20 protein-coding genes are annotated in these 20,690 nt (G+C 67.2%); all 20 read right to left on the bottom strand.

The features are described 5' to 3' along the window. Nucleotides 1-26: 26 nt before the first annotated feature. Complete coding sequence (gene fusA / locus E3O57_RS00560) at nucleotides 27-2,141, bottom strand: elongation factor G (RefSeq protein WP_088457195.1); 2,115 nt, start codon at nucleotides 2,139-2,141, stop codon at nucleotides 27-29. A gap of 102 nt (nucleotides 2,142-2,243) precedes the next feature. Continuing rightward, entirely contained in the window at nucleotides 2,244-2,714 is a 471-nt protein-coding gene (gene rpsG / locus E3O57_RS00555; protein WP_066597688.1) for a 30S ribosomal protein S7, read from the bottom strand. Continuing rightward, nucleotides 2,714-3,088 (bottom strand): 30S ribosomal protein S12, encoded by a 375-nt coding sequence (rpsL, locus tag E3O57_RS00550; RefSeq protein ID WP_055811472.1) that lies wholly within the window; start codon nucleotides 3,086-3,088, stop codon nucleotides 2,714-2,716. The genes rpsG and rpsL overlap by 1 nt, the downstream gene beginning before the upstream one ends. Before the next feature lie 336 nt (nucleotides 3,089-3,424). Then, the gene (locus tag E3O57_RS00540) at nucleotides 3,425-4,066 is read right to left on the bottom strand and encodes a spermidine/putrescine ABC transporter substrate-binding protein (protein ID WP_103459157.1); all 642 of its coding nucleotides are present in this window, start codon (nucleotides 4,064-4,066) and stop codon (nucleotides 3,425-3,427) included. 82 nt (nucleotides 4,067-4,148) lie between these two features. Next, nucleotides 4,149-4,790 (bottom strand): YitT family protein, encoded by a 642-nt coding sequence (locus E3O57_RS00535; RefSeq protein ID WP_241990249.1) that lies wholly within the window; start codon nucleotides 4,788-4,790, stop codon nucleotides 4,149-4,151. 60 nt (nucleotides 4,791-4,850) lie between these two features. Beyond that, the gene (locus E3O57_RS00530; RefSeq protein WP_103459156.1) at nucleotides 4,851-5,384 is read right to left on the bottom strand and encodes a hypothetical protein; all 534 of its coding nucleotides are present in this window, start codon (nucleotides 5,382-5,384) and stop codon (nucleotides 4,851-4,853) included. After that, complete coding sequence (locus E3O57_RS18575) at nucleotides 5,381-7,102, bottom strand: hypothetical protein (protein WP_165787888.1); 1,722 nt, start codon at nucleotides 7,100-7,102, stop codon at nucleotides 5,381-5,383. Before E3O57_RS18575 ends, E3O57_RS00530 begins: the two co-directional genes overlap by 4 nt. Then, entirely contained in the window at nucleotides 7,095-8,048 is a 954-nt protein-coding gene (locus tag E3O57_RS00520) for a hypothetical protein (protein ID WP_103478902.1), read from the bottom strand. The genes E3O57_RS18575 and E3O57_RS00520 overlap by 8 nt, the downstream gene beginning before the upstream one ends. 2 nt (nucleotides 8,049-8,050) lie before the next feature. Then, nucleotides 8,051-8,539 (bottom strand): hypothetical protein, encoded by a 489-nt coding sequence (locus tag E3O57_RS00515; protein WP_103459154.1) that lies wholly within the window; start codon nucleotides 8,537-8,539, stop codon nucleotides 8,051-8,053. A 111-nt stretch (nucleotides 8,540-8,650) separates the two neighbouring features. After that, nucleotides 8,651-8,947, bottom strand: coding sequence for a WXG100 family type VII secretion target (locus E3O57_RS00510; protein ID WP_088457201.1), 297 nt, complete (start codon nucleotides 8,945-8,947; stop codon nucleotides 8,651-8,653). A 279-nt stretch (nucleotides 8,948-9,226) separates the two neighbouring features. Beyond that, nucleotides 9,227-10,093 (bottom strand): hypothetical protein, encoded by an 867-nt coding sequence (locus E3O57_RS00505; RefSeq protein WP_103459153.1) that lies wholly within the window; start codon nucleotides 10,091-10,093, stop codon nucleotides 9,227-9,229. After that, entirely contained in the window at nucleotides 10,090-10,680 is a 591-nt protein-coding gene (locus tag E3O57_RS00500; protein ID WP_103459152.1) for a hypothetical protein, read from the bottom strand. Before E3O57_RS00500 ends, E3O57_RS00505 begins: the two co-directional genes overlap by 4 nt. Continuing rightward, nucleotides 10,677-11,315, bottom strand: a complete 639-nt coding sequence (locus tag E3O57_RS00495; protein WP_103459151.1) for a hypothetical protein — start codon at nucleotides 11,313-11,315, stop codon at nucleotides 10,677-10,679. Before E3O57_RS00495 ends, E3O57_RS00500 begins: the two co-directional genes overlap by 4 nt. 4 nt (nucleotides 11,316-11,319) lie before the next feature. Further along, on the bottom strand, nucleotides 11,320-12,651 hold the full coding sequence (locus E3O57_RS00490) for a hypothetical protein (protein ID WP_103459150.1): 1,332 nt from the start codon (nucleotides 12,649-12,651) through the stop codon (nucleotides 11,320-11,322). Nucleotides 12,652-12,718: 67 nt separating this feature from the next. Beyond that, nucleotides 12,719-13,033 (bottom strand): hypothetical protein, encoded by a 315-nt coding sequence (locus tag E3O57_RS00485; RefSeq protein WP_103459149.1) that lies wholly within the window; start codon nucleotides 13,031-13,033, stop codon nucleotides 12,719-12,721. A gap of 140 nt (nucleotides 13,034-13,173) precedes the next feature. Further along, nucleotides 13,174-17,649, bottom strand: a complete 4,476-nt coding sequence (locus E3O57_RS00480; protein ID WP_103459148.1) for an FtsK/SpoIIIE domain-containing protein — start codon at nucleotides 17,647-17,649, stop codon at nucleotides 13,174-13,176. A 42-nt stretch (nucleotides 17,650-17,691) separates the two neighbouring features. Beyond that, the gene (locus E3O57_RS00475) at nucleotides 17,692-18,180 is read right to left on the bottom strand and encodes a hypothetical protein (RefSeq protein ID WP_103478901.1); all 489 of its coding nucleotides are present in this window, start codon (nucleotides 18,178-18,180) and stop codon (nucleotides 17,692-17,694) included. A 27-nt stretch (nucleotides 18,181-18,207) separates the two neighbouring features. Next, nucleotides 18,208-19,203 carry a hypothetical protein gene (locus tag E3O57_RS00470; protein ID WP_103478900.1) on the bottom strand — a complete coding sequence of 332 codons (996 nt, stop codon included), beginning with the start codon at nucleotides 19,201-19,203 and terminating at the stop codon, nucleotides 18,208-18,210. Between the two features lie 94 nt (nucleotides 19,204-19,297). Beyond that, nucleotides 19,298-20,047 (bottom strand): type 4a pilus biogenesis protein PilO, encoded by a 750-nt coding sequence (locus E3O57_RS00465; protein WP_103459146.1) that lies wholly within the window; start codon nucleotides 20,045-20,047, stop codon nucleotides 19,298-19,300. A gap of 2 nt (nucleotides 20,048-20,049) precedes the next feature. Continuing rightward, the gene (locus E3O57_RS00460) at nucleotides 20,050-20,613 is read right to left on the bottom strand and encodes a hypothetical protein (RefSeq protein ID WP_103459145.1); all 564 of its coding nucleotides are present in this window, start codon (nucleotides 20,611-20,613) and stop codon (nucleotides 20,050-20,052) included. Between the last annotated feature and the right edge of the window lie 77 nt (nucleotides 20,614-20,690).

The following is a 20,690-nucleotide window of genomic DNA, read 5'->3' as shown; positions in this document are numbered from 1 at the left end:
AGCGATTCGGCCCGAAGGCCGGTGGGTTATTCGCCCTTGTTCTTCTGGATGATCTCGTCGGCAACAGCCTTCGGGACCTCCTGGTAGCTCTCGAAAGTCATCGAGTACACCGCGCGGCCCGAGGTCTTGGACCTCAGGTCGCCGATGTAACCGAACATCTCCGAAAGCGGAACGTGTGCGCGGATAACCTTCACGCCCTGTGCGTCCTCCATGGTCTGGATCTGGCCACGGCGAGAGTTGAGGTCTCCGATGACGTCACCCATGTATTCCTCAGGGGTGCGCACCTCGACGGCCATCAACGGCTCGAGAAGAACCGGGTTTGCCTTACGAACGGCTTCCTTGAAGCCCATCGATCCGGCAATCTTGAACGCCATCTCCGAGGAGTCGACGTCGTGAGCGGCACCGTCAAGCAGGCTCGCCTTGACGCCGACCATCGGGTAGCCGGCGAGCACACCCACGTTGAGGGCATCCTGGATTCCGGCGTCAACCGAAGGGATGTACTCACGCGGGATACGGCCACCGGTGACCTTGTTCACGAACTCGTACGACTTGTCGGCAGTGATTTCAAGCGGCTCGATCGCGAACTGAATCTTCGCGAACTGGCCGGATCCACCGGTCTGCTTCTTGTGCGTGTAGTCGTGACGCTCGACGGCCTTCTTGATCGTCTCGCGGTAAGCAACCTGGGGCTTGCCGACGTTCGCCTCAACGTTGAATTCACGCTTCATGCGGTCGACGAGGATGTCCAGGTGAAGCTCGCCCATTCCCTTGATGACCGTCTGACCAGTTTCCTGGTTCTGCTCGGTCCGGAAAGTGGGGTCTTCTTCGGCCAGCTTCTGGATCGCGAGACCCAGCTTTTCCTGGTCCTGCTTGGTCTTCGGCTCGATGGCAACTTCGATAACCGGGTCGGGGAACGTCATCGACTCGAGTACGACCTGCTGGGCAGGGTCGCACAGGGTGTCGCCGGTGGTCGTGTCCTTGAGGCCGATGACCGCGTAGATGTGACCAGCGGTAACGAAACCGACCGGGTTCTCCTTGTTGGCGTGCATCTGGAAGATCTTCCCGATGCGCTCCTTCTTGCCCTTGGTGGAGTTGATGATCTGGGCGCCGGATTCGATGCGACCGGAGTAGACGCGCACGTAGGTGAGGCGACCGAAGAACGGGTGCACCGCAACCTTGAACGCCAGAGCCGCGAAGGGCTCGTCCGCGTTCGGGTGCAGCATGACAACCTTTTCTTCGTCGCGTGCGTCGTGCGCCTCAATGGCGGGAACGTCAAGCGGCGTCGGCAGGTAGTCGACAACGGCATCCAGCATCGGCTGCACACCACGGTTCTTGAACGCGGAACCGCAGAGGACCGGGTAGATCTCGCTGGCGACCGTGAGCTTGCGGATCGCGTGCTTGATCTCGGACACGGTGAGCTCTTCGCCGGAGAAGTACTTCTCCATGAGCTCGTCGTCGGTCTCGGCGACGGTCTCGAGGAGCAGCTTGCGGTATTCCGCAGCCTTCTCGACGAGGTCGGCGGGGATCTCTTCGATGGCGTACTTGGAGCCCATCTCGACGTCACCCTTGGAGTCGCCGCGCCAGGTCAGCGCGCGCATCTCGACGAGGTCAACGACCCCTTCGAAGTTCGACTCTTCACCGATCGGCAGCTGGATGACCAGCGGCTTGGCGCCGAGGCGCTTGATGATGGTGTCGACGGTGTAGTAGAAGTCGGCGCCGAGCTTGTCCATCTTGTTGACGAAGCAAATGCGGGGCACGTCGTACTTGTCGGCCTGGCGCCAGACGGTTTCGGACTGGGGCTCAACGCCCTCCTTGCCGTCGAACACGGCGACAGCGCCATCGAGGACGCGGAGCGAACGCTCCACCTCGACGGTGAAGTCCACGTGGCCGGGGGTGTCGATGATGTTGATCTGGTTGCCGGCCCAGAAGCACGTCGTAGCAGCGGACGTGATCGTGATGCCACGTTCCTGCTCCTGTGCCATCCAGTCCATCGTGGAGGCGCCATCGTGCGTCTCACCGATCTTGTGGTTCACACCCGTGTAAAACAGGATGCGCTCGGTCGTGGTGGTCTTGCCGGCATCAATGTGGGCCATGATGCCGATGTTGCGGACCTTGCTCAGGTCGGTGAGCACGTCAAGTGCCACGGGTGTCCTCCGGAAGTTTTGTGATAGATGAGGTTGAACAGGCCTTGCGCCGGTCGAGCTTGCCGAGACCGTGGTCCCGGCAGGCTCGACCGGCGTGGACGACTACCAGCGGTAGTGAGCGAAAGCCTTGTTCGCTTCAGCCATCTTGTGAGTGTCCTCACGACGCTTCACAGCGGCGCCGAGGCCGTTGGACGCGTCGAGGATCTCGTTGGTGAGACGCTCGGTCATGGTCTTCTCGCGACGCGCCTTGGCGTAGCTGGTCAACCAACGCAGCGCGAGAGTGTTCGCACGGTGCGGCTTGACTTCGACGGGCACCTGGTAGGTGGAACCACCGACGCGGCGCGAACGCACCTCGAGGGTCGGGCGCACGTTGTCGAGTGCCTTCTTCAGCGTGACAACAGCATCCGCACCGTTCTTGGCAACGACGCCTTCGAGTGCATCGTAGACGATGCGCTCGGCGAGGCCCTTTTTGCCGTCGAGGAGGATCTTGTTGACCAGCTGGCTAACAATGGGGGCGCCGTATACCGGGTCAGCGATAACGGGACGCTTGGGCGCTGGGCCTTTACGAGGCATTACTTCTTCTCCATCTTGGCGCCGTAGCGGCTACGAGCCTGCTTGCGGTTCTTGACTGCCTGGGTGTCCAGGGCGCCACGAACGATCTTGTAACGAACACCGGGGAGGTCCTTAACACGACCACCGCGAACGAGCACCATCGAGTGCTCCTGCAGGTTGTGGCCTTCACCGGGGATGTAGGCGGTGACCTCGGTACCGTTGGACAGCTTGACGCGAGCAACCTTGCGGAGAGCCGAGTTCGGCTTCTTCGGGGTGGTCGTGTACACACGCGTGCAAACGCCGCGCTGCTGGGGGTTGGACTTCAGGGCGGGAGCCTTGGTCTTGGTGACCTTGGGGCTGCGTCCCTTTCGCACCAACTGCTGAATGGTGGGCACTAATAACTCCTTGTTTTTGCTGCACGGTGACAGCTGACTGATGTCAAAGCATTCGAATCGCACTTCTCAGTACTCATCGAGTTCATCTGGACCCTCCGGACATCACGGAATTGCTTCCGGTCGTTCTGGTGGGTATGCCGTGGGGGCCGCTCGGAGAGCAAACCCTGTTTGCGTGGAGTGTCGGGGCGTCTGAAGTGCAACCCGATGTCAGACAACGAAGCGGCATAACTGAAGCGCACGACAAAGCGCACACCGGATAATTCTAAACCCCGCCGGGGTGGCGGGTCAAGCGAGCCCCGTCGGTCGAGCCTGTCGCAACCCCGCAAGCCGATCTGCTCACGTACTGTGCGGGTCCAGCGTGCTGCCCAGATCGGCCAGCAGCGCCTGCACCTGCGGTTCCACGAACGCGGCGATGGCCTGCTGCAGCTCGGCGCGGTGCCCGCGCAGGTCGGCGCAGACCCGCTTGCCCACCAGGGTGGCGTAGTCATCCGCCAGCCGCATCTCCACCCGCAGGCCCGCCTTTTCCTCGATGCTCAGCGGCGGCGGCACGAGCTCGGGATCGTCGGCGGTGAGGGGCTGTACGAACTCTTCGAAGGTGAACAGGTACGGAGAGCCCGGCTCGGCGGGCGGGTCGAGGTCGATGCCGTCGAACTCCGGCTCGAGGCCCTCGAGTGGCCGGTACGCCTGCGCGGCACGGCGCAGTTCGATAAGTCCCAGCTCGCGGTTGAGGAGCGGCAGGCTCTGCGCGGTGTACGTCTCCACCTCGTCGTCGACGAGCGTCTTCATGCGCATTGAGAGCGGATGCTGCACGGCGTGCGGCACATCGGTGTCGAGTCCGGCGGCGCGCAGCACCGGGGAGCCGAAGCAGTGTTGGCAGAGTCTGGAGCGCGCCCGGTGCGTGCCGGGCCGCCACCGCGGAACCCAACGCAACCAGGCCTCGACCTCGCGGTCGACCCGCGACTCGATGGATGCATCCATGGCTGTCAAGTTTAGTCGCTGCCGGCCCCGGAGTCACCAGGTTTCGACAAGCTCAACCAGCGGACCGGGCCCGGCGGGCTGATTAGCCGAAGTAGCGGTCGGGGCGGTGGTTCATGGCGATGATCATGTTGAGGATGACCGCACCCACCACCGAGAGCAGCACCATCGGCAACGGCAGCGTCGCGAAAGCGGCGAGCACGATGAGCACGTCGACGACGAGCTGCACGTAGCCGGCGCGCCATCCGCGGCTCTTCTGCAGGTACAACGCGAGGATGTTGACCCCGCCCAGGCTGGCCTGGTGTCTGAACAACACGATGAGACCGATGCCGGCCAACAGACTGCCCAGCAGCGTGGCGTAGATCGGCTCGATGTGCCGAATCTCCAGCAGCAGCGGGTGCACCTCGGAGAAGACCGAGACCAGCACCACGGCGACGAGGGTCTTCACTGTGAAGCGCCAGCCCATCCGCCAGATCGCCAGCGCGAAGAATGGCAGGTTGACCAGTACGAACCACACACCGAACGACCAGCTGGTGACGTAGCTGGCCAGCAGCGCGATACCGGCGGTGCCGCCGGTGGCCACCCCGACCTCTTTGAGCAGGTACAGCCCGAACGAGACGGCGAAGGTGCCGATGAACAGTGCCACCACGTTCTCGAACCGGGAGTGCGGCACCCGCTGCGGACGCTCGGACGGGTCGACGATGGGTACAGAGCCGGTGCGCGTCACGCGCGCGGCTCGGGGGTGAAAATGGCACAAGTCATTACGCCATGGTATCGAGCCGTGGGGTCAGCCCAGCGCGGCCGGCTTCTCCGGCACCGGGCCGGGCCAGGGACCGTACCGGTCGGCCATCTCGTCCATGGAAACGGCGAGGGTGGGGCCGGTCATGCCCGTCCAGCCGAGGGCAGCTGCGGCCGGAGCCAGGTCCAGTGCCGAATCCCCGTCCCGGAACGCCACGGCCGCCGTGGTGGTGGGTTGCTCAACGGTTGCGGACCAGGCCATGGCGAGCGTGTAGTCCAGCAGGGCGGGCACGTCCCCCGGGTAACCGGCCTCGAGGTTGAGCCCGACGGTCAGTTCCAGTTGGTTGGGCAGCCCCACCGGCCCGGTCGACACAAACGCGGCGCTCACTCCGGGCAGCTGGCCCAGCTCGTCGGTGACCTGCGCCGTCGTCCGGCTGTCGGATGCCGGGTCGTTCGGTGACGTGGACGCGGGCTGGCCGGACCGGCCGACGGCGACGCATCCGCCCAGCGTTACCGCAGTCAGGGTTGCGACGACGAGCAGAGCCGTTCGGCGGGTCGTCAACGATCGGTGCTGGCCGTTCATGGTTGGCGTTGCGCTCCGTAGTCGGTGGTTTCGGATACGACCGCACCGGTTTCGGTGTTGGTTGTGGTGGTCGTGGTGATGTGGGTTTCGGGGTCGGTGATCATTGTCACTTCGAGCTTGTCGCCCGCGTCCGGGAAGTACCCCGCCGCGGAGTCGGTCCACGCGGCGATGCTGGGATCGGAGGAGCCCTCGACCTCGCCGGCCGTGATCGCGTACCGTTCGGCGTTGTGGGCGCCCTGTTCGCCGGCGATACCGACCGGCACACCGTTGTCGCCCGGCAGCGACGGGGCAGGCGCCTGCACGGTGGTCCAGTTCGCGGCGTCCGGGTTGTTGTGGCCGTCGAGCTTGGCCACCGGGTCTTCGTCGAATTCGAGCGAGAGCACCTGCACGTCGCTGGGGATGTCGAAGTTGGCGACGGGTGAGCCCCCGGTGACGACATGGGTGAAGTTGTAGTTCAGGCTCGGGTCGGCCGCCATCTGCCCGGCGACGATGCCGCCCAGGCTGAAGCCCTGGATCATCACGGGATTCTCGTTGGTGATGCCGGCCTCCCGCATCGCCGCATCCACGGCGCTGGAGAGCGCCGTCTGCTGGGCCAGCATGGCGTGGGTGTCTGCGGTGACGTCGTTCGGGGTGCTGCCGGCGGCCGGGTCCCACACCTGGGTGCTGGGCACCTGCACGATGAAACTCGGCGGGTTGCCGGGCACCTCGGTGATTCGGATGCGCGCCAGCGCGTCCTCGTCGCCCGTGGCGGAGGTGTCGTACTTGTCGATCTGCGCCGACCCGGCGAACAGTCCCTCGAGGCTGGTGGGGGTGGCGACATCCGGACCGATGATTTCCGGCGGGTTGATCAGGTCGTCGCGGGTGAGCAGCGGGCCGTCCTCGAAGAGGCCGGCCTTGTTGCCGCCGCCGATGATGGCCTGCAGGGCCTGTTCGTAGCTGGTGGGCGGCCACGGCACCCCGGTGAGTGCCGTCAACGCCAGCCGGGTGCGAACCGGACCCAGGACCAGTGCGAGCGGCAGGGTAAGACCGGCGAGGAGCCCCGGGGCGCCCTGTGCGATCAGGTCGACCGCCCAGGCGTTCTCCCCCGCCAGCTCGTTGAGCTGGGCCAGCTGGTCGGCGAGAGTGCCGGCCACGGTCTCCTGAGCCTCGTCGGAGTCGTAGGCGTCGACGGTGTTCACTGCCAGGCTGCCCAGGAAGACGCCGGGCAGGGCGAGTTTCCACGGGTCGGCCAGGGTCTCGTTTAGGCCCTCACCGAGCGACTCGAGCGCTTCGCCGCCGTACCCGGCCACGTAGACCAGGGCCACATCGGCGGCGGCCACGGCGGCGAGGCCCACGGCCAGCGGCACGGCCATCACCCCGATGAAGAAGGTCGTGGTGTTCGCGGCCGCGTCGGCCAGGATCGACAGGCTACGGTCAACGGCTTCGTAGGCATCCACGGCGCCGGCCAGGAACACCGCGGTGACGCCGGCCTCGGTGGCGAAGAGCAGCATCTGGCCGGTGGCGAACACGATCTGCTGCTCGGCGGCCGCCGCGGTGATCGGCGAGAGGACGGCGGAGGCCAGCAGGTCGCCGTCCACTGCGATGCCGGCCGCGGTGAGGGCCTGGTCCACGAGCTGCTGGGCCATCGCGGCGAGGTGCCCGGATTCGGTGCGCATGTCGTCGAGGTTCGCGCCGATGCCGCCCGCTCCCCCGGACACGGTGAACGTGGGCTCAGCCACGGAGCACCCCGAGCAGCGAGCCGATGGCGGTGGTGACCTGGCCGGTGATCGCGGCCGGGCCGGTGGTCTCGATGCGCACCCGGCTGGAGTCGACGAAGTCGACGGTGGACTCGATGCGACCCACCAGTGGGGTGTCCGCGCTCATCTGGAACCAGCCGGCCGCGCTGCGGAACCAGTGCACGGCGAGGCTGTCGCCGGTGAGGGAGGTCGCCGCGACGCTGTAGCCGGCGTCGATGCCGAACGCGGGCCCTTCGAGGACTTGTTCGGCCTGCGGCAGCCCCACCGTGAGCGCGGCGGCGTGGATGATCTCGGGGTTGCCGGTGCGGATGGCGCCGATCATGCCCTGCGCCAGGGTGAGCGGCAGCACGACGGCGGCGGCGGACCTGCCGTGCGGGGGTCTTGGCCTGTTTTTCGGTTCGAGGCGCACGAGCGAGCGCAGCGTTTCGCCGATCAGGGCCGAAACGGGGAACGCGGAAAGTTCCACGGCATCCTCGTTGGCGGGATGGCCGCCGTGGTCGTCCAGTCGTTGGCCGCGCACCAGGGAGGCGGCGAAGCCGGCGCGCACGGCGATGGTTTGCACGATGGTGCGGCCGCCGCCCCAGGAGTGCACGGCCAGGAGCAGGGCGGGTTCGGTGAACAGGCCGAGGAAGCCGAGCACGGCCGGGTGCACCCGGGCCGCGAAGGTGTCGGAGTGGGTGTCGATGGGTGCTGCGGTGGGGGTGTCGGTGGGCGCCGCCCGCAGCAGGCCCTGGTCGATGAGACCGAGTTCGGCGACGAGCATCCGTTCGGCGCGTTCGATCTCGGGCACCTCGGCGGCCCAATCGGAGTAGAACTCGGCCGGCAGAGTGAGGTCGGGGCAGCGGCTCTGCAGCAGGTGCAGCTGGTCGGCGGTGAGGCCGAACCGTGCAGGCGTGGTCGGGGAGATGGGCGCGGTGGAGAAAGCCATTGTTACCAGCCCCGTCGGTGGAAGGTGTCGGCCAGGTCGAGCCAGCCGGGCGAGCCCGGTGTCGGCAGTTCCCGCACCGTGCGGATGAGTTCGTCGGCTTCGCTCACGAGCGCGCGGGGCACCTCGGTGCCAAAGAACTCGAAGACGTTCTCGGCGCCCTCGGTGATCACCTCGACGGTGTTTCCCACCAGCCGGGCGGCGTCGTTCCAGCGCTCGGAAATCCACTGTTCCGCTTCGACGATGGCCTGTTTCACGGCTTCGACCGAGCGGATGTGGGCGTCGATCGCGTCAGCCGCCTCGTCGAGCGATGTGGCGGAGGCGTCGAGGTTGTTGGCCCGCTGACCGAGCTGTTCGATGAAGGTCGCCGCGGCGGACGATACCCAGGTGGTTCCCACGGCCGAGCGCAGCGTGGTGGCGCGGGTGCGGGTGTCCTCCGCCAGGGCGCGCAGCTCGGTGGACTGCCGGCCGAGTGCCGCCATATCGCCGTACATGCGGTCTCCCTGGGGTTGGCTGCTCGGTGTGGGGCTTGTGGCTTGGGGTGGTGCGGATTGACCAAAGGCGTGACCGGAATCCGGTCACGCCTTTGCTCTGAAGAAGCGGAATTAGCCGCCGATGCCGCGGGCGAGCTCGCTGTCGACGTTCTCCAGGGCGGTGGCCGCCCGGGTGAGGAACTCCGACATGCCCTGGAGGCCGTTGACGGCCTCGGTGGTGCCCTTGGTGAACTGCTCGTACGAGGTGTGGAAGGCGCCCGACGCGGCGTCGGTGACGAAGCCACCGGCGACGAGGTTGTTGACCAGGCTCTGCAGCTGGGACAGCTTGGCGGTGAGGTCGTCCTTGCCAGCGATCAGGCTGCGCGACGCATCGTTCATTTCGCCGTAAGTTACGTTCATATTCGCCATGAGTTACTGCTCCTCTTATTAGTAGTTCGGGGCCAACCCCCAAAGGCCGACCGACTACGTACAACCTAACGAACCCAGGTCGCAATGCGGAATGGGCAGCACTCCCCATGCTCTCCCCCGCCGCTGGCCGACCGGGTCGAACGAGGTGAGACGCATCCGTCGGTAAAGGCGGAGTTTTTCGGGAAGCGCCGTGCTGTGCGCCACGACACGCCGACCCCGGCCGAGGATCTCCGCCTTTACGTTCGACGGCCAACGGACGGCGCGAGGTGAAGACCCGGGTTAGGAGTAGGACTCGCCCGCGCCCAGGGGCTCGCCGGCACGCCAGTAGTTCACCGCGAGCAGCAGGCCGGCCGCCAGCAGGGCCAGGCCGATAGCCAGGGTGGCGATGAAGAACGGGGTGTCGTCGAAGCCGAGGGCGATCCAGCACAGCCCCACGAAGGCCCCGCCGAGTCCGGCCAGCCACAGGTCGAAGCGCCAGCGGAAGGTGACCCAGCGCCAGAGACCCTTACCGGCGCTGCCATCAACGGCCTCCGGGTGCCGCGCAACACGCGCGGTGTAGACGACCTTCTTGATCAGCGACACCACGATCGCCGCGAACAGCGCCGCGGCCAGACCGCCGTACGCGGCCAACAGCATCCATACCGCCGAGGAGTTCTCATCCTTCAGACCCGCCGGCCAGGCGGTACCGCCGATGAGGTTGCGCAGCGGAATCACCACGAGCAGCACCCACGCGGCCAACGGCAGCAGTGCCCACGCCGCGTGCAGGCCCAGCGGCAGCGGTTTGTACTTGGCGGTGTGGGAGCCGCCCCGCCAAAAGGTGGTGTCGCGTTCGGCGATCACGCCGCGTCGGCGCAGGTAACCCGGAATGAGGAAGCACACGGCGACGATCAGCAGCATGGCCGGGACCGCGGTCATGGCGGAGAGCACCGAGAGCTCCCGCTCGACGAAACCGAACTCGGCCCGGTACGACAGGTTCTGCTCGTTGATTCGGGCTAACGCGTCGGACTGCAAGGTGGAGATACCGACCACGGTGATGAGGAGCATCACCACCGCCGCGATGGCGAACACCACCCCGGTCGAGAGCAGGAACAGTCCGCGGGCGTTGCGACCGGTCGTGGCTTCGGGCGTGGTGGTGCTCTGGGTCATAGGGTCTCGGCCTTCCAGGTGATCGAATCAACGATCGCGTCGAACAGTTCGGTGAAGAGGTCGGCATCGTCGACCATGGGCGCGGAGATCGTGATGCGCAGCAAATCGTCGGTCTGCGGCCTCGGCAGCCAATAGGTGGCCCGCAGCGACGGCACCGTTTCCTCGCCCACCCGCTGCCGGGCGCTTTCGGCCTGCCGGGCCACCAGGCCGCTGCGCTGCTCGAGCACCACAGCATCGGGCACCATGGCCCGCAGACGGTCGGCCGGGTCCAAATCTGCGGATGCCGATATCGGCCAGGTCTCCACAGTGGTGATCATCGCGGCGGGAAACGGCACGCCGGGCAAAAGTTCCATCGACAGAGCGAACGAAATGGCGCCGGCATCCCGGGCCTGCTGGGCCGTCTTCACGAACTCGTCGCGGGTCTGCCGGCGCAGTCGGGCCGCACGGTCACCGCCGCCGACCTGTTTCTTCACCAGGGCCACGATGCGCTTGGTCATGGCCACTTCGTCTTGCAACGGGATGACCGCCCAGGTCCCGGGCAGGATGATCGAAAAGGTCTGGTCAGGGCTGACTACCTTGCGGGTCACGCGGTCGCCTCCAGTTCGATGCGCAGGGCCGCGACAACCTCTTCGGTCTGTCGGGGCATGTTGACGAACGCGCCGACACTCTCGGCGGAGAAGACCAGCTGCACCATCTGCGCGGCACCGGGCGGGAAGACGGCGAAGACCGTGCGTTCCTCAATGACGGCTTCGTCGTCGCCCGGGTTGCGCAGGGCGATGAGGTTGTGCGCGGCGACGAACGGACCGGCCGCGACCTCACCCTGCCAGGTGGTGACGCTCAGGTATTCGATGCCGGGTGTACGGCGGCCCTCGTCGGCGCGAAGCTCGGCGAGGTAGCTGTCAGCGGCCGCTTCCGCGGTGCCGGCGGGCAGGTCGGTGAGCTGGAAGGCCAGCGCGCTGGACGCCCGGCCCGTTTCGGGGTACGGGATCCAGACGGCACAGCTCATCCGCGGGTTGCCGCTGCCGATGAGCCGGATCTGCAGCGCTTCGAGCTGACTGCCGAGCGTGCGCCGGCTGCTTCCGGCCCCGGTCACCTCGGCGGCCAGGGTCTCACCCCAGAGCAGCTGTTCAGACCGGTCGAGCGGAACTGGATACCAGGTGGCCTCTGCATCAACGCTGAGGTCGACAATGTCCCTGGTGGAAGGCGAATTGCGAAATGTCATCGGTCTAGTCTCTCCCGAAGGTCTTCTCGACCTGGTGCACCAGAGGCGCGTACTCGCCGAGGAACGGGTCGATCGGGTTTTCCATCAGGCTCTGCACGGCCGTGACCGAGGTGTGCATCTGCACCACCGTGAGGGAGACACCCTGCACGACGAGCGGCGTATCGAGGATCTGCGGCGCCTTGCCGGCCATCCGGTAGAAGTCCATCAGGTCGTCGTTCAGGCTCAGCAGACTGGAGGGCGTGAAATCGTCGAGGGTCGGCAGGGCTTTCTTCGCCGCCTCCTTGAACATCTCCATCGCTTTGACGGGCGCGCCATCGGGAACCAGGTCCTTCTTGAAGGCCCCGAGCACCGAATCCTTGAACGGCTTGCTGACCACCTTCGCGGCGTCGTCGATGCTCATGAACGCCTTGCTGTGCCGGCCGACCCCACTGAGCTGGCGGGTCAACGCCGGGGCGCCGTCGAGCCTGGCGGCGGCCTTGGTGATCATCGAGGCACGCACGTACTTCGCGCCCACGGAGAAGATCTTGCCACCGAAGATCGACATCACCGCACCGACCGCGGCGCCGGCGACTGCCCACCAGCTGCCGTCGCCGTTCACGGCCGCGATGGTGGCCTCGATGAGTGTGAGCACCGCGCCGACGGCGGCGAGCACCATCAGCACCTGCCCGAGGATGGGCACCCAGGCCAGGAAAACGGCGAACACGCCGGCCCAGTCGCAGATGGTCTTGAGGATGTCGAGCGCCTTCGCGCCCCAGTCGTCCCACCAGGTGTCGTTGAGGTCCTGGCTCTTCTTGCCCTCGACGACCTCGAGGATGGCCGTGATCGCCGACTCGGCCGCCTGGTTCTTGATCGCGAGGGCCGAGTGCCATTCCGCCTGGGCCGCCTGCAGCGCCTGGCCGGCCGCCTCGGCGGCCTCCTCGGCCTTGTCGGCGGCGGCGGTGTCGGTGGCGCTGGACTCCGGGGTGGCGCTCTCGGCCGTGGCGGCGGTGCGGGTGGCCGTGCGACCGGCGGTGTCCGCGGCGGTTTCCTTGTCGCCGATGTGCGCGATGGCGGTGGTCGCGGCATCCTGCGCCAGGCGCAGCTGCGCCGAGTAGGTGATCAGGGCCTGAGCGGTGCCGGCGTACCTGTCCTTGGCCTTGCCGATGTCGTCGGCGACGTTGCCCGCCTCTTCGCGGATCGCGTCGATGGCTTTGGACGTCATGCCCTCCACCGACTTGATCGAGTTGAGGGTGGTCACCGACCGGGCGATGGCGTTGGCGATCTCGGCGTAGTGCTGCGCCTTGGAGCGCACCAGGTCGGGGTCACCCTCGAGGGCACGGAATTCGGTGTCGGTCATGATGATTCCTTCGGCAGGCTGCGGGAAGATCTCGGGGTGGCCGGGCGGGCGGACGGCATGGGGTGGGTCACAGTGGGGTGGCGGTCTGCAGCGGCGGAGCAGCGTCGGTCAGGGCTTTCGCGAGGCCGTCATCCACCTGGGTGAACCCATCGGTGATGCCCTCGATCTTCTTGCGCAGACCCTCGACCGCCTCGGTCATGGTCTTGCGCTTGTCGTTCCACTTGTGTGCGAAATCGCTGACGTGGTCGCCGAGGTTCTCGTGACCGGTGGCAATGGCCACGTCGTCGCTGAAGTCGTCGGCGTTGGCGAACTCCTTCACGACGGCGTCCAGGTCGTCCCGCAGCTGATGAAGCAGCTCCAGGTTGATGATGAGATCACTCATGATCGGTTCCCCCTAAGTGTTCGGCTTGACCGGCCTCGTTGCGACGGATGCGCGTGGGCCGGCTGCCTGTTAGAACAGTACCGAACCCGGTGAACGGGTTCGATGGGCAGCGGTCCCCATCGAGGTCCCGCGACTCGACGTCACGAGAGCAGCGGCAGCTGCACCCGCACGAAGTTGCCCTTGGCGATCAGTACGCCACGGCCGGGCGGGAACTCCGCCCGGTTCATCCGCGGCAGAGCGGTCTTCAGCAGGATGTCGCCCTCGACCGATTCGGGCTGCAGCAGCAGTCCGCGGCGGGCGTTCTTGATCTCGCCGAACAGCGGCCAGGACGAGTTCCAGGCGCTGGTCTCGGCCTCAGCGAGCAAAAAGTGATCGCTGCGCTTGACCGCCCGGGTGAGTTCGAGGATGCCGCCGTCGGCGGGCGTCTGGAGGAAGTCACCCAGACTCTCGACGAACACCGCGATGCGGCCCTCGGTGTCGGGGTCGGCGACCGCCGCCGCAAGGTCCTTGGCCAACGCCGCGATGGCGTCCACCGTGGTCGCGGCCTCGGTCCACAAACCCAGCCGGGAGATCGGCGAGCGGGCGTTGCCGAAGTAGTACAGGCGCGCATCCGGTTCGAACCGTTTGAACGCCAGCGCGATCGATTCGATGGCGGTGCTGCGGCCGCTGGCCGGCGGGCCCGCCAGCAGCAGGGTGCCGCTGGGCTCGAAGCCGGCCGGGCCCAGGTCGATGTCGCCAAGGCCGAGCACCACCCGGTCGCCGATCCGGGCGGGCAACTGCGCCTGCGGGAACTCCTTGGGCAGCGCCCCGATCGACGGCGCCTCGGCCACGCCGGCACGGCGCATGGCGTCGGCGAGCCGCTTGGTGGCGGCTGACTGCGCGGACTGCGCCGACAAGCCGCCGAGGATGGCGATCTGGGTTTCGAAGCCGTCCACAATGGCGCGGCCGGCCGGCGACTTGATGCTCAGGATGTCGCCGGGCACGTCGAGCATGCCGTAACCGTCGTCGGCCAGGCGCAGTACCACCTTGCGCTGGATCGCCGAGGAGATCGACGCGGGCACCGCGCCGGCCCGGTCGGCGGTGATCGCCACGTGCATGCCCAGCTGGCGGCCGTCGGAGAGGATGTCCTTGAACACGTCGAACCACTGCGCGCGGCCGGCCGCGATCTCGAAGTCGTTGCGGAAGTTGGGGAACCCGTCGATGAGCAGCAGGATGCGCGGCTCGGCCGGCTGGTTGGCCAGCTGACGGTATTCGGTGATGTTCGACGCGTTCGCCTCGGCGTACAGCGCCTTGCGGCGGTCGATTTCACCCTGCAGGGTGCGGAACAACCGCACGACCCGTTCGACGTCCTCACCCATGATGATCGAACCGACGTGCGGCAGCTGCTCGAGCATGCGCAGGCTGCCGGCACCGAAGTCGAGCCCGTATACGTGCACCGGGCCACCGCGCGGGGTGATCGCGGCCGCGCAGGCGAGGGTGCGCAGCACCGCGGACTTGCCGGAGCCACCGGTGCCGAAGATGGAGATGTGACCGTCGATGTCGGGCCGGAAGTACGCGGAAACCTGCTGCTGCTGCTCGGCGATGTCGGAGACGCCGAGCAGGAGTTCGGCATCCGTGCGCTGCCGCAGCAGGCTGAGGTCGTAGGCACCGGCGAGTTCGTCGAGCCACGGCCGCCGGGGCGCGGGGATGCCGGTGACGGCGTTGGCGCCGATGATGGTGGTGACCAGGCGTTGCTGGTCGGTGGGGCCGAGGTCGCGGTCTTCGTCGACGTAGTCGACCGCTCGGGGCTCCTCCCAACGGCTTTCCGCGCCGAACCGCAGTTCGTGCACGTCGATGCCGGCCCGCTCGGGTTCGCGGCTGGTCCAGCCGCCGGCGTAGGCGGACTGGAACTGGGCGAGCCGGCCGGGGCCGGTCTTGGCGACGCCGCGGCCGGGGATGGCCGGGTCGAAGTGGGCGGATTCCTTGGTGCCGATCACGTCGGTGCTGTCGGACTCGTCTGCCATCCGCAGGGCGATGCGCAGCGGGGTGTTGGCGCGCAGGTTGTCTTTGATCACGCCGGCGGGACGCTGGGTGGCCATGATCAGGTGGATGCCGAGCGACCGGCCGCGCTGGGCGATGTCGACGACACCGTCGACGAACTCGGGCACCTCGGTGGCCAGGGCCGCGAACTCGTCGATCACCAGCACCAGGGCGGGCGGGCTGTCGGGGTCGCCGCGCTTCTCCAGCTCGAGCAGGTCCTTGGCCTTCTTGCGGTTGAGCAGGTGCTCGCGGTGGTGCAGTTCGGCGCGCAGGCTGGTGAGCGCGCGGCGCACCAGGTGCGGGCTGAGGTCGGTGACCAGTCCCACGCAGTGCGGCAGGGTGACGCAGTCGGCGAAGGCCGAGCCGCCCTTGTAGTCCACGAACAGGAAGGTGACCCGGTCGGGGCTGTACTCGGCGGCCATGCCAAGCACCCAGGCCTGCAGGAACTCGCTCTTGCCGGCGCCGGTGGTGCCGCCCACGAGGGCGTGCGGGCCCTGGGTGCGGAGGTCCAGGTGCATGGCGTCGACGCCGGCGGAGCCGATGATGGCGCGCAACTTGCCGGCCCGGCGCGGTTTCGGGGTGCCGCCGCTTCGGTCATGGATGGAGGTGTTCTGCTGCCACCGGTCGATGACCGCGGCGCTGGTCTCGACCATGTCATGGCCGAGCAGGGTGACCAGCGACACGGTGCGGGGCAGGTCGCTGGCGTCGGCGACGAGGGCGCCGGCGTCGATGACCGGGGCCATCCGCTTGGCGAATTCGAGGGCGGCGGCGGAGTCGACCTGTTCGGTGACGACGTTGTCGATGGTCTCGCCCAGGCGCACGAAACCGACGGTGGCGATGCCGGGTTCGTCGCCGAGGTGCAGGTAGGTGCGACAGACAGCGGGCAGTGCCGCCACGGTCGGGCCGATCCAGATGGGGTACACGCCGGCGTCGGCGGCGATCTCGGCAAGCTGCACGAGCCGGGCCCGGTCGATGGCCACGTCGTCCGAGATCAGCAGCACAATCGCGGGGATGGCCGACTTGGTGCCCTCCTTGGTGCCGGATGCGCCGACCTCGCCGCCGCGCTCGAGCGCGGCATCCGTTTGCACCATGGCGCCGCGGCGGCTGGCCTTGGCCTGGGCGAGGCGCTGCTCCACAACACCCTCGATGCCGGAAAGCACCGCGCTGGCACTGGCGGCGCTGTCGGCGAGGTGGCTTCCTTCGATGGGGCTGTGCGGGGAGGAAGTGTGGGGCATCCACTTGAGCCATTCCAGCTCACGGGACCAGCGCGGCGTGACCAGGGAGGCGACGACAAGTTCGGCCGGGGAGTGCAGTGCGGTGAGCTGCACCAGGATCGAGTTGATCGAGCCCATCGCCTGGGCGGGTGAGCCGGCGATGCCGAGTGCGCCGGAGTCGTAGAGGTTGTCGATCAGCGGCACGCCGTCGAGGGTGCGGTTGGCGTTGATGACTTCGGTGAGCTTCTCCTCGAACTCCGGCAGCATGTCGCCGCGGCTGGAGTCGGCGATGGTGTTGCGGGAGTTCATGGTGCCGCAGCCGAGCCGCACGTTCAGGAACGACCAGTGTTCGGGACGGCGGGTCCAGAGCATCGGCCCGCGATTCATGGCGTGCTCGTGGGCCTCCAGGGTGGAGGGCGACTCCTTGAGCCGCAGCTCGTGCTCGATGACGCGTTCGGTGGCCAGCCGATTGGTGAGTACCTCGAGCCGGGCACTGAACTTGGCCACGGCCTTGGCCATCCGGCGTTTGTCACGGCCCTTGGTGGTGAAGAAGTTGCCGATCAGCATGACCGGGGAGAGCAGACAGAACAGCAGGGTGGTGGGGCTCTTGGTGAGCGCGAACATCGCCCCGCCCAGCAGCAGCGGGGTGATCATCGCCAGCAGCGGGAACGGTGCGTCCTCCTTCTCGGTGGGCACCTCCGGGGAGACGAACTCCTGGCCGATGTAGCGTTTCTCCACCTTGGGCGACCGGTTGAAGAAGATCGGGCCGGGTTTGGGCGCGCTTTCGGGCGCGGCGCCGGCGACCAGGCTGATTTCGACCTCGGAGTCGCCGAGCAGCATCCGTTCGGTCTTGGCGATGCGCAGCCGGCCCACGATGCCGCCGTCCACGACGACCCCGTTGGCGCTGCCGAGGTCGATGACCTCCACGGCCTCGCCGATCTCCAGCCGCACGTGCTTCTTCGACACCAGGCTGTCGTGCAGCACGATGTCGCAGGCGGCGTCGCGGCCCACCAGCAGGCTGCCGGGCGCCAGCGGGAACTCGCGGCCTTCATCCGGCCCGGAGAGCACCTTGAGCTGAGCTACCGGCTGCGCCGTCAGCGTTGACGGGGCCTGGTAGAGCACACCGGCGTCGGCGAGGCTCACGGATGCGCCGGAGCCGATCCAGGCCTCCCCCACCGGGCCGTCCGGCGGCAGGGTCAGTGGCACGCTCTGGCCGGGCAGCGTTGCCCGCAGGGTGAGGAACCGGTCCGGTGAGTGCGTGGTCTGCGCGTCGACCCGGCTGATGGTGCCGGCGATTTCGGAGATCGTGGCTGCCGCATCCGCGGTGACGATGATGTCGCTGGCGGCGCCGTTGGGGCGAACCAGGGTGAGCTTGAGGCGCATTCAGTTCCTATGTCAGTAGAGCTGGCGGTGCGGGGTGACGTGCTATTCGCCGCGGCGCTCCCACGGCCAGAGCGGCCGGCCGTGCTCGCCGTAGTGCGAGGCCAGCAGGATCGAGTAGACGAGCGCAACGAGAAAGGCCAGCGCACCAACGGTGAGGGCGAACGGGCTGGCGAGCATGCTGCCGGCGAACAGCAGTACGCCCAAGGGTTGGCCATTGCCGGCGGCCACGAGGATGGCTCCGGTGACGACGAACAGGCCGTACGCGGCGATGCCGGTGGCAACTGCAAACCCCACCACGACGCGTTGCTTGTCGGGTGGGGTGTTGACGCCGAGAACGATCAGCATGAGCAGCACCAGCAGCACGGCGACGGCCGTCATGGTGGGGCCCACCAGGGTGCCGGCCGACCTGTCGGCGATGACCTCGAGGTTAGTGGCCAGGCTGATCAGGCCGAACGCGGCCACGAGCAGTGCGGCGTAAAGCACGGTCGCGAAAACCGCGACGACGGTCGCGTATTTCTGGTAATCGCGCATTCTGTGCTCCCCCCGCACTGCCAGCGGTTAGACCGGACGGGCGAGCTGCGGTCCTTCGGCGAGCTGACGCTCGTATTCGGCCTTGGCGGCGATGTTCTTAGCGGTGATGCTGCGGCCGCGGCGGGCGATCCAGGCGCCGAACCAGATGGGCACCTCGCGGGCCACGACGGCCGCGGCGATGGCGCCGGGGTTCAACCACTGAGTGCTCACGAAGCGGGCAGCTTCGGCGGGCGTCAGGTTCCACGCCTGCACGGCGAGCAGGGCGCCGCCGATGTAGGAGAAGTACACGACCACGGCGACAAGGAAGCCGCCGAGCACGTAGGCCCACCAGCCGGCACGGTTGAGCACCGCGACCAGCAGCGCGAAGGCGAGGAAGAAGAAGATCACCGGCACGTAGTAGACCGGCAGCACCAGGAAGTCGGTGAACCGGGCGGTCGCGTCGGCGACGTTGGCGGCGTTGGCCGCGGAGATGAAGAACGCGATCACCGCGTAGACCCCGGCGAAGACCGCGGTGGCGATCAGGCCGATGAGGATGCCGGCGGCCCGGTTGCCCAGGGTCTTGGGCGGGGTGGGAGCGGTGACGTACACCGGGCTCTGCGAGAACTGCTGGGTCTGCTGCTGCACCGGCGGCTGCACCGTGGGCTGCGCGGCTGCGGCGGGGACCGTCGCGGCTGCCGGGGTGGGCACGTAGGTGGGCGTGTAGTTCTTCTGCTCCGCAACTGCTTCATCGCGGGCGACCTCGGCCGGAGTGGGCTCGGCGGTAAGGCGTTCGACCTTCTCGGTCTGCGCCTCCGACGCGTTGACCGTCACCGGAGTGGCCGGCTCATAGTCGATCGGCTCGCCGGGAACGTAGGCAGGCTCCGGCGTCGAGGTCTCGGCCACCGGTTCGCGCACAGGCTGGTCGACGGTCTTGCTCGGGTCGGCCACGGTGGTGGGCTCCGGGTTCGCATCGTCGTAGATGTGCTCGGTGGGCGCATCCGGGTTGTGATTCTTGTTGCCCTCGGGGGGCGTGGTGTCGGTCATGCTGCACTCCTCGTGAGCCTCGCGGCCGTAGCTCTGTGCTGCCACTGTAGCAATCAGGGGCGACAAGTCGACGGAAGCTCGGGGCGCGCGGCGGTTAACCTGCTTCGGCCTGCGCGGTGGGGTCGAGCAGCACGTAGATGAGGGCCGAGATAGTACCGGTCACGGTCGAACCGGCAGCAGGCACAGACACGGATTCGCCACCTTCGGGCAACGTCGTTGCGCCAGCCGCTGACGGGATTGTATTGAACTTCGTCACGGTGACAAGCCGTGTGCCTGTCTGGAGACCCTCCAGGAAGTTCAAGACGTTTCCGTAGCCGCCGGTAAGGACGAGATCGACGGGGATGGCTACGAAGTTCTCTGCGGTGATCAGCGGGTTCGAAAAAGGCACCCCCGGGACGGCAACGGGCGCCTCCGCCTCAGTATCGTCCGTTGCTGCTTCCGCACTCGCGGCCTCATCGTCAGCCGGCGCCGCGACTTCCGTGCCTTCAACTACGACTGGCGCGTACGAAACGGCGTCACTCACGCTGATTGAGGTGAAGGTGACTGAGCTCTCCTGCGCGATTGTGTTGAGCTGCCTGACGAACGTAGGCAGCTCGGCCCCAGGCGGGAGCTCACTGCGCAGCTCGTCAAGTTGTTCGGCCAGCCCCTCCATACCCCTGTACTGCTCCTTCAGAGCTGAAAGCTGTTGCTCATACGCCTGATTTTGAGACTCGACGCTCAGCCGCTCCTGATCGGCGGCACGAGCGCTGCTCAGCAGCGGCCCCACCCCTAACATCCATCCGAAAATAAGGGTTGCGGCGATCACCAGTGCGGATCCGATGACCCACCATCGTTGCGTGGACATCTCTACTCCGTCTCATCTGTTGACGTGGCGTCAGCGGCATCAGCAGCTGTCGAACTAAACCGACCGGAGAACGCCTCCTCGTTGACATGAACCTTGACGCCAACCTTGTAGCCGCCGTTGTCCCCCAGAGCTATGGATCCAGGGGAGGCGTCCGCGAAACCGGGCAGCGATTCGAGCGCGTCGAGCCACTCTGGCACCGCGGGGAGACCGGGCGCGCTCAGGGTGAGGTCGAGTGTGGCTACGCGTGCAGGCTGCAGGGGCGACGTGGCCTGCGGATAGAGCTCGAGCGGTGACGACGAGGTTATGTCCACCCCATCGATCGAGACATCCGCCGGCAAGAGTGACCGCACGTCAAGAAGGAACGCCTTCCAGTCGATTTCGGTGGCGGAACCGACCTCTCGCGCCGCATGGGCGAGGTCAACGTGCCCCTGAACCTCACGCACCGATATGTACGTCTGCTGCTCGCTCAGCAACTCGGCCGAGACCGACTGGGCATCGGCTAAGCGCACAACGCTCTGTGCCGAATGCCAGGCCGCGGCGGCGACGCCGACGGCCACGATGAGCATGATTCCGCCTGTGACTAGTGCCAGGCCACGACGCAGGGACCGGCCCCTCGCTTCTGCCGCCACTTCAGGTGGCAACA

The sequence above is a fragment of the Cryobacterium sp. TMN-39-2 genome, assembly GCF_004402745.1.
GTDB classification, from domain to species: Bacteria; Actinomycetota; Actinomycetes; order Actinomycetales; family Microbacteriaceae; genus Cryobacterium; species Cryobacterium zongtaii.
Note: the sequence above shows the minus strand (reverse complement) of the source record. Positions and strands in the feature narration are given on the sequence as shown.

What these genes read in the sequence shown, in the direction of transcription:
- E3O57_RS00490 (WP_103459150.1), bottom strand. Translation starts at nt 12,651, where the DNA reads ATGACCGACACCGAATTCCGTGCCCTCGAGGGTGACCCCGACCTGGTG.
- E3O57_RS00470 (WP_103478900.1), bottom strand. Translation starts at nt 19,203, where the DNA reads ATGACCGACACCACGCCCCCCGAGGGCAACAAGAATCACAACCCGGAT.
- E3O57_RS00460 (WP_103459145.1), bottom strand. Translation starts at nt 20,613, where the DNA reads ATGCTCATCGTGGCCGTCGGCGTCGCCGCCGCGGCCTGGCATTCGGCA.
- E3O57_RS00520 (WP_103478902.1), bottom strand. Translation starts at nt 8,048, where the DNA reads ATGGCTTTCTCCACCGCGCCCATCTCCCCGACCACGCCTGCACGGTTC.
- E3O57_RS00505 (WP_103459153.1), bottom strand. Translation starts at nt 10,093, where the DNA reads ATGACCCAGAGCACCACCACGCCCGAAGCCACGACCGGTCGCAACGCC.
- E3O57_RS00465 (WP_103459146.1), bottom strand. Translation starts at nt 20,047, where the DNA reads ATGTCCACGCAACGATGGTGGGTCATCGGATCCGCACTGGTGATCGCC.
- rpsG (WP_066597688.1), bottom strand. Translation starts at nt 2,714, where the DNA reads ATGCCTCGTAAAGGCCCAGCGCCCAAGCGTCCCGTTATCGCTGACCCG.
- E3O57_RS00540 (WP_103459157.1), bottom strand. Translation starts at nt 4,066, where the DNA reads ATGGATGCATCCATCGAGTCGCGGGTCGACCGCGAGGTCGAGGCCTGG.
- E3O57_RS00515 (WP_103459154.1), bottom strand. Translation starts at nt 8,539, where the DNA reads ATGTACGGCGATATGGCGGCACTCGGCCGGCAGTCCACCGAGCTGCGC.
- E3O57_RS00480 (WP_103459148.1), bottom strand. Translation starts at nt 17,649, where the DNA reads ATGCGCCTCAAGCTCACCCTGGTTCGCCCCAACGGCGCCGCCAGCGAC.
- E3O57_RS00510 (WP_088457201.1), bottom strand. Translation starts at nt 8,947, where the DNA reads ATGGCGAATATGAACGTAACTTACGGCGAAATGAACGATGCGTCGCGC.
- E3O57_RS00495 (WP_103459151.1), bottom strand. Translation starts at nt 11,315, where the DNA reads ATGACATTTCGCAATTCGCCTTCCACCAGGGACATTGTCGACCTCAGC.
- E3O57_RS00475 (WP_103478901.1), bottom strand. Translation starts at nt 18,180, where the DNA reads ATGCGCGATTACCAGAAATACGCGACCGTCGTCGCGGTTTTCGCGACC.
- E3O57_RS00530 (WP_103459156.1), bottom strand. Translation starts at nt 5,384, where the DNA reads ATGAACGGCCAGCACCGATCGTTGACGACCCGCCGAACGGCTCTGCTC.
- E3O57_RS00485 (WP_103459149.1), bottom strand. Translation starts at nt 13,033, where the DNA reads ATGAGTGATCTCATCATCAACCTGGAGCTGCTTCATCAGCTGCGGGAC.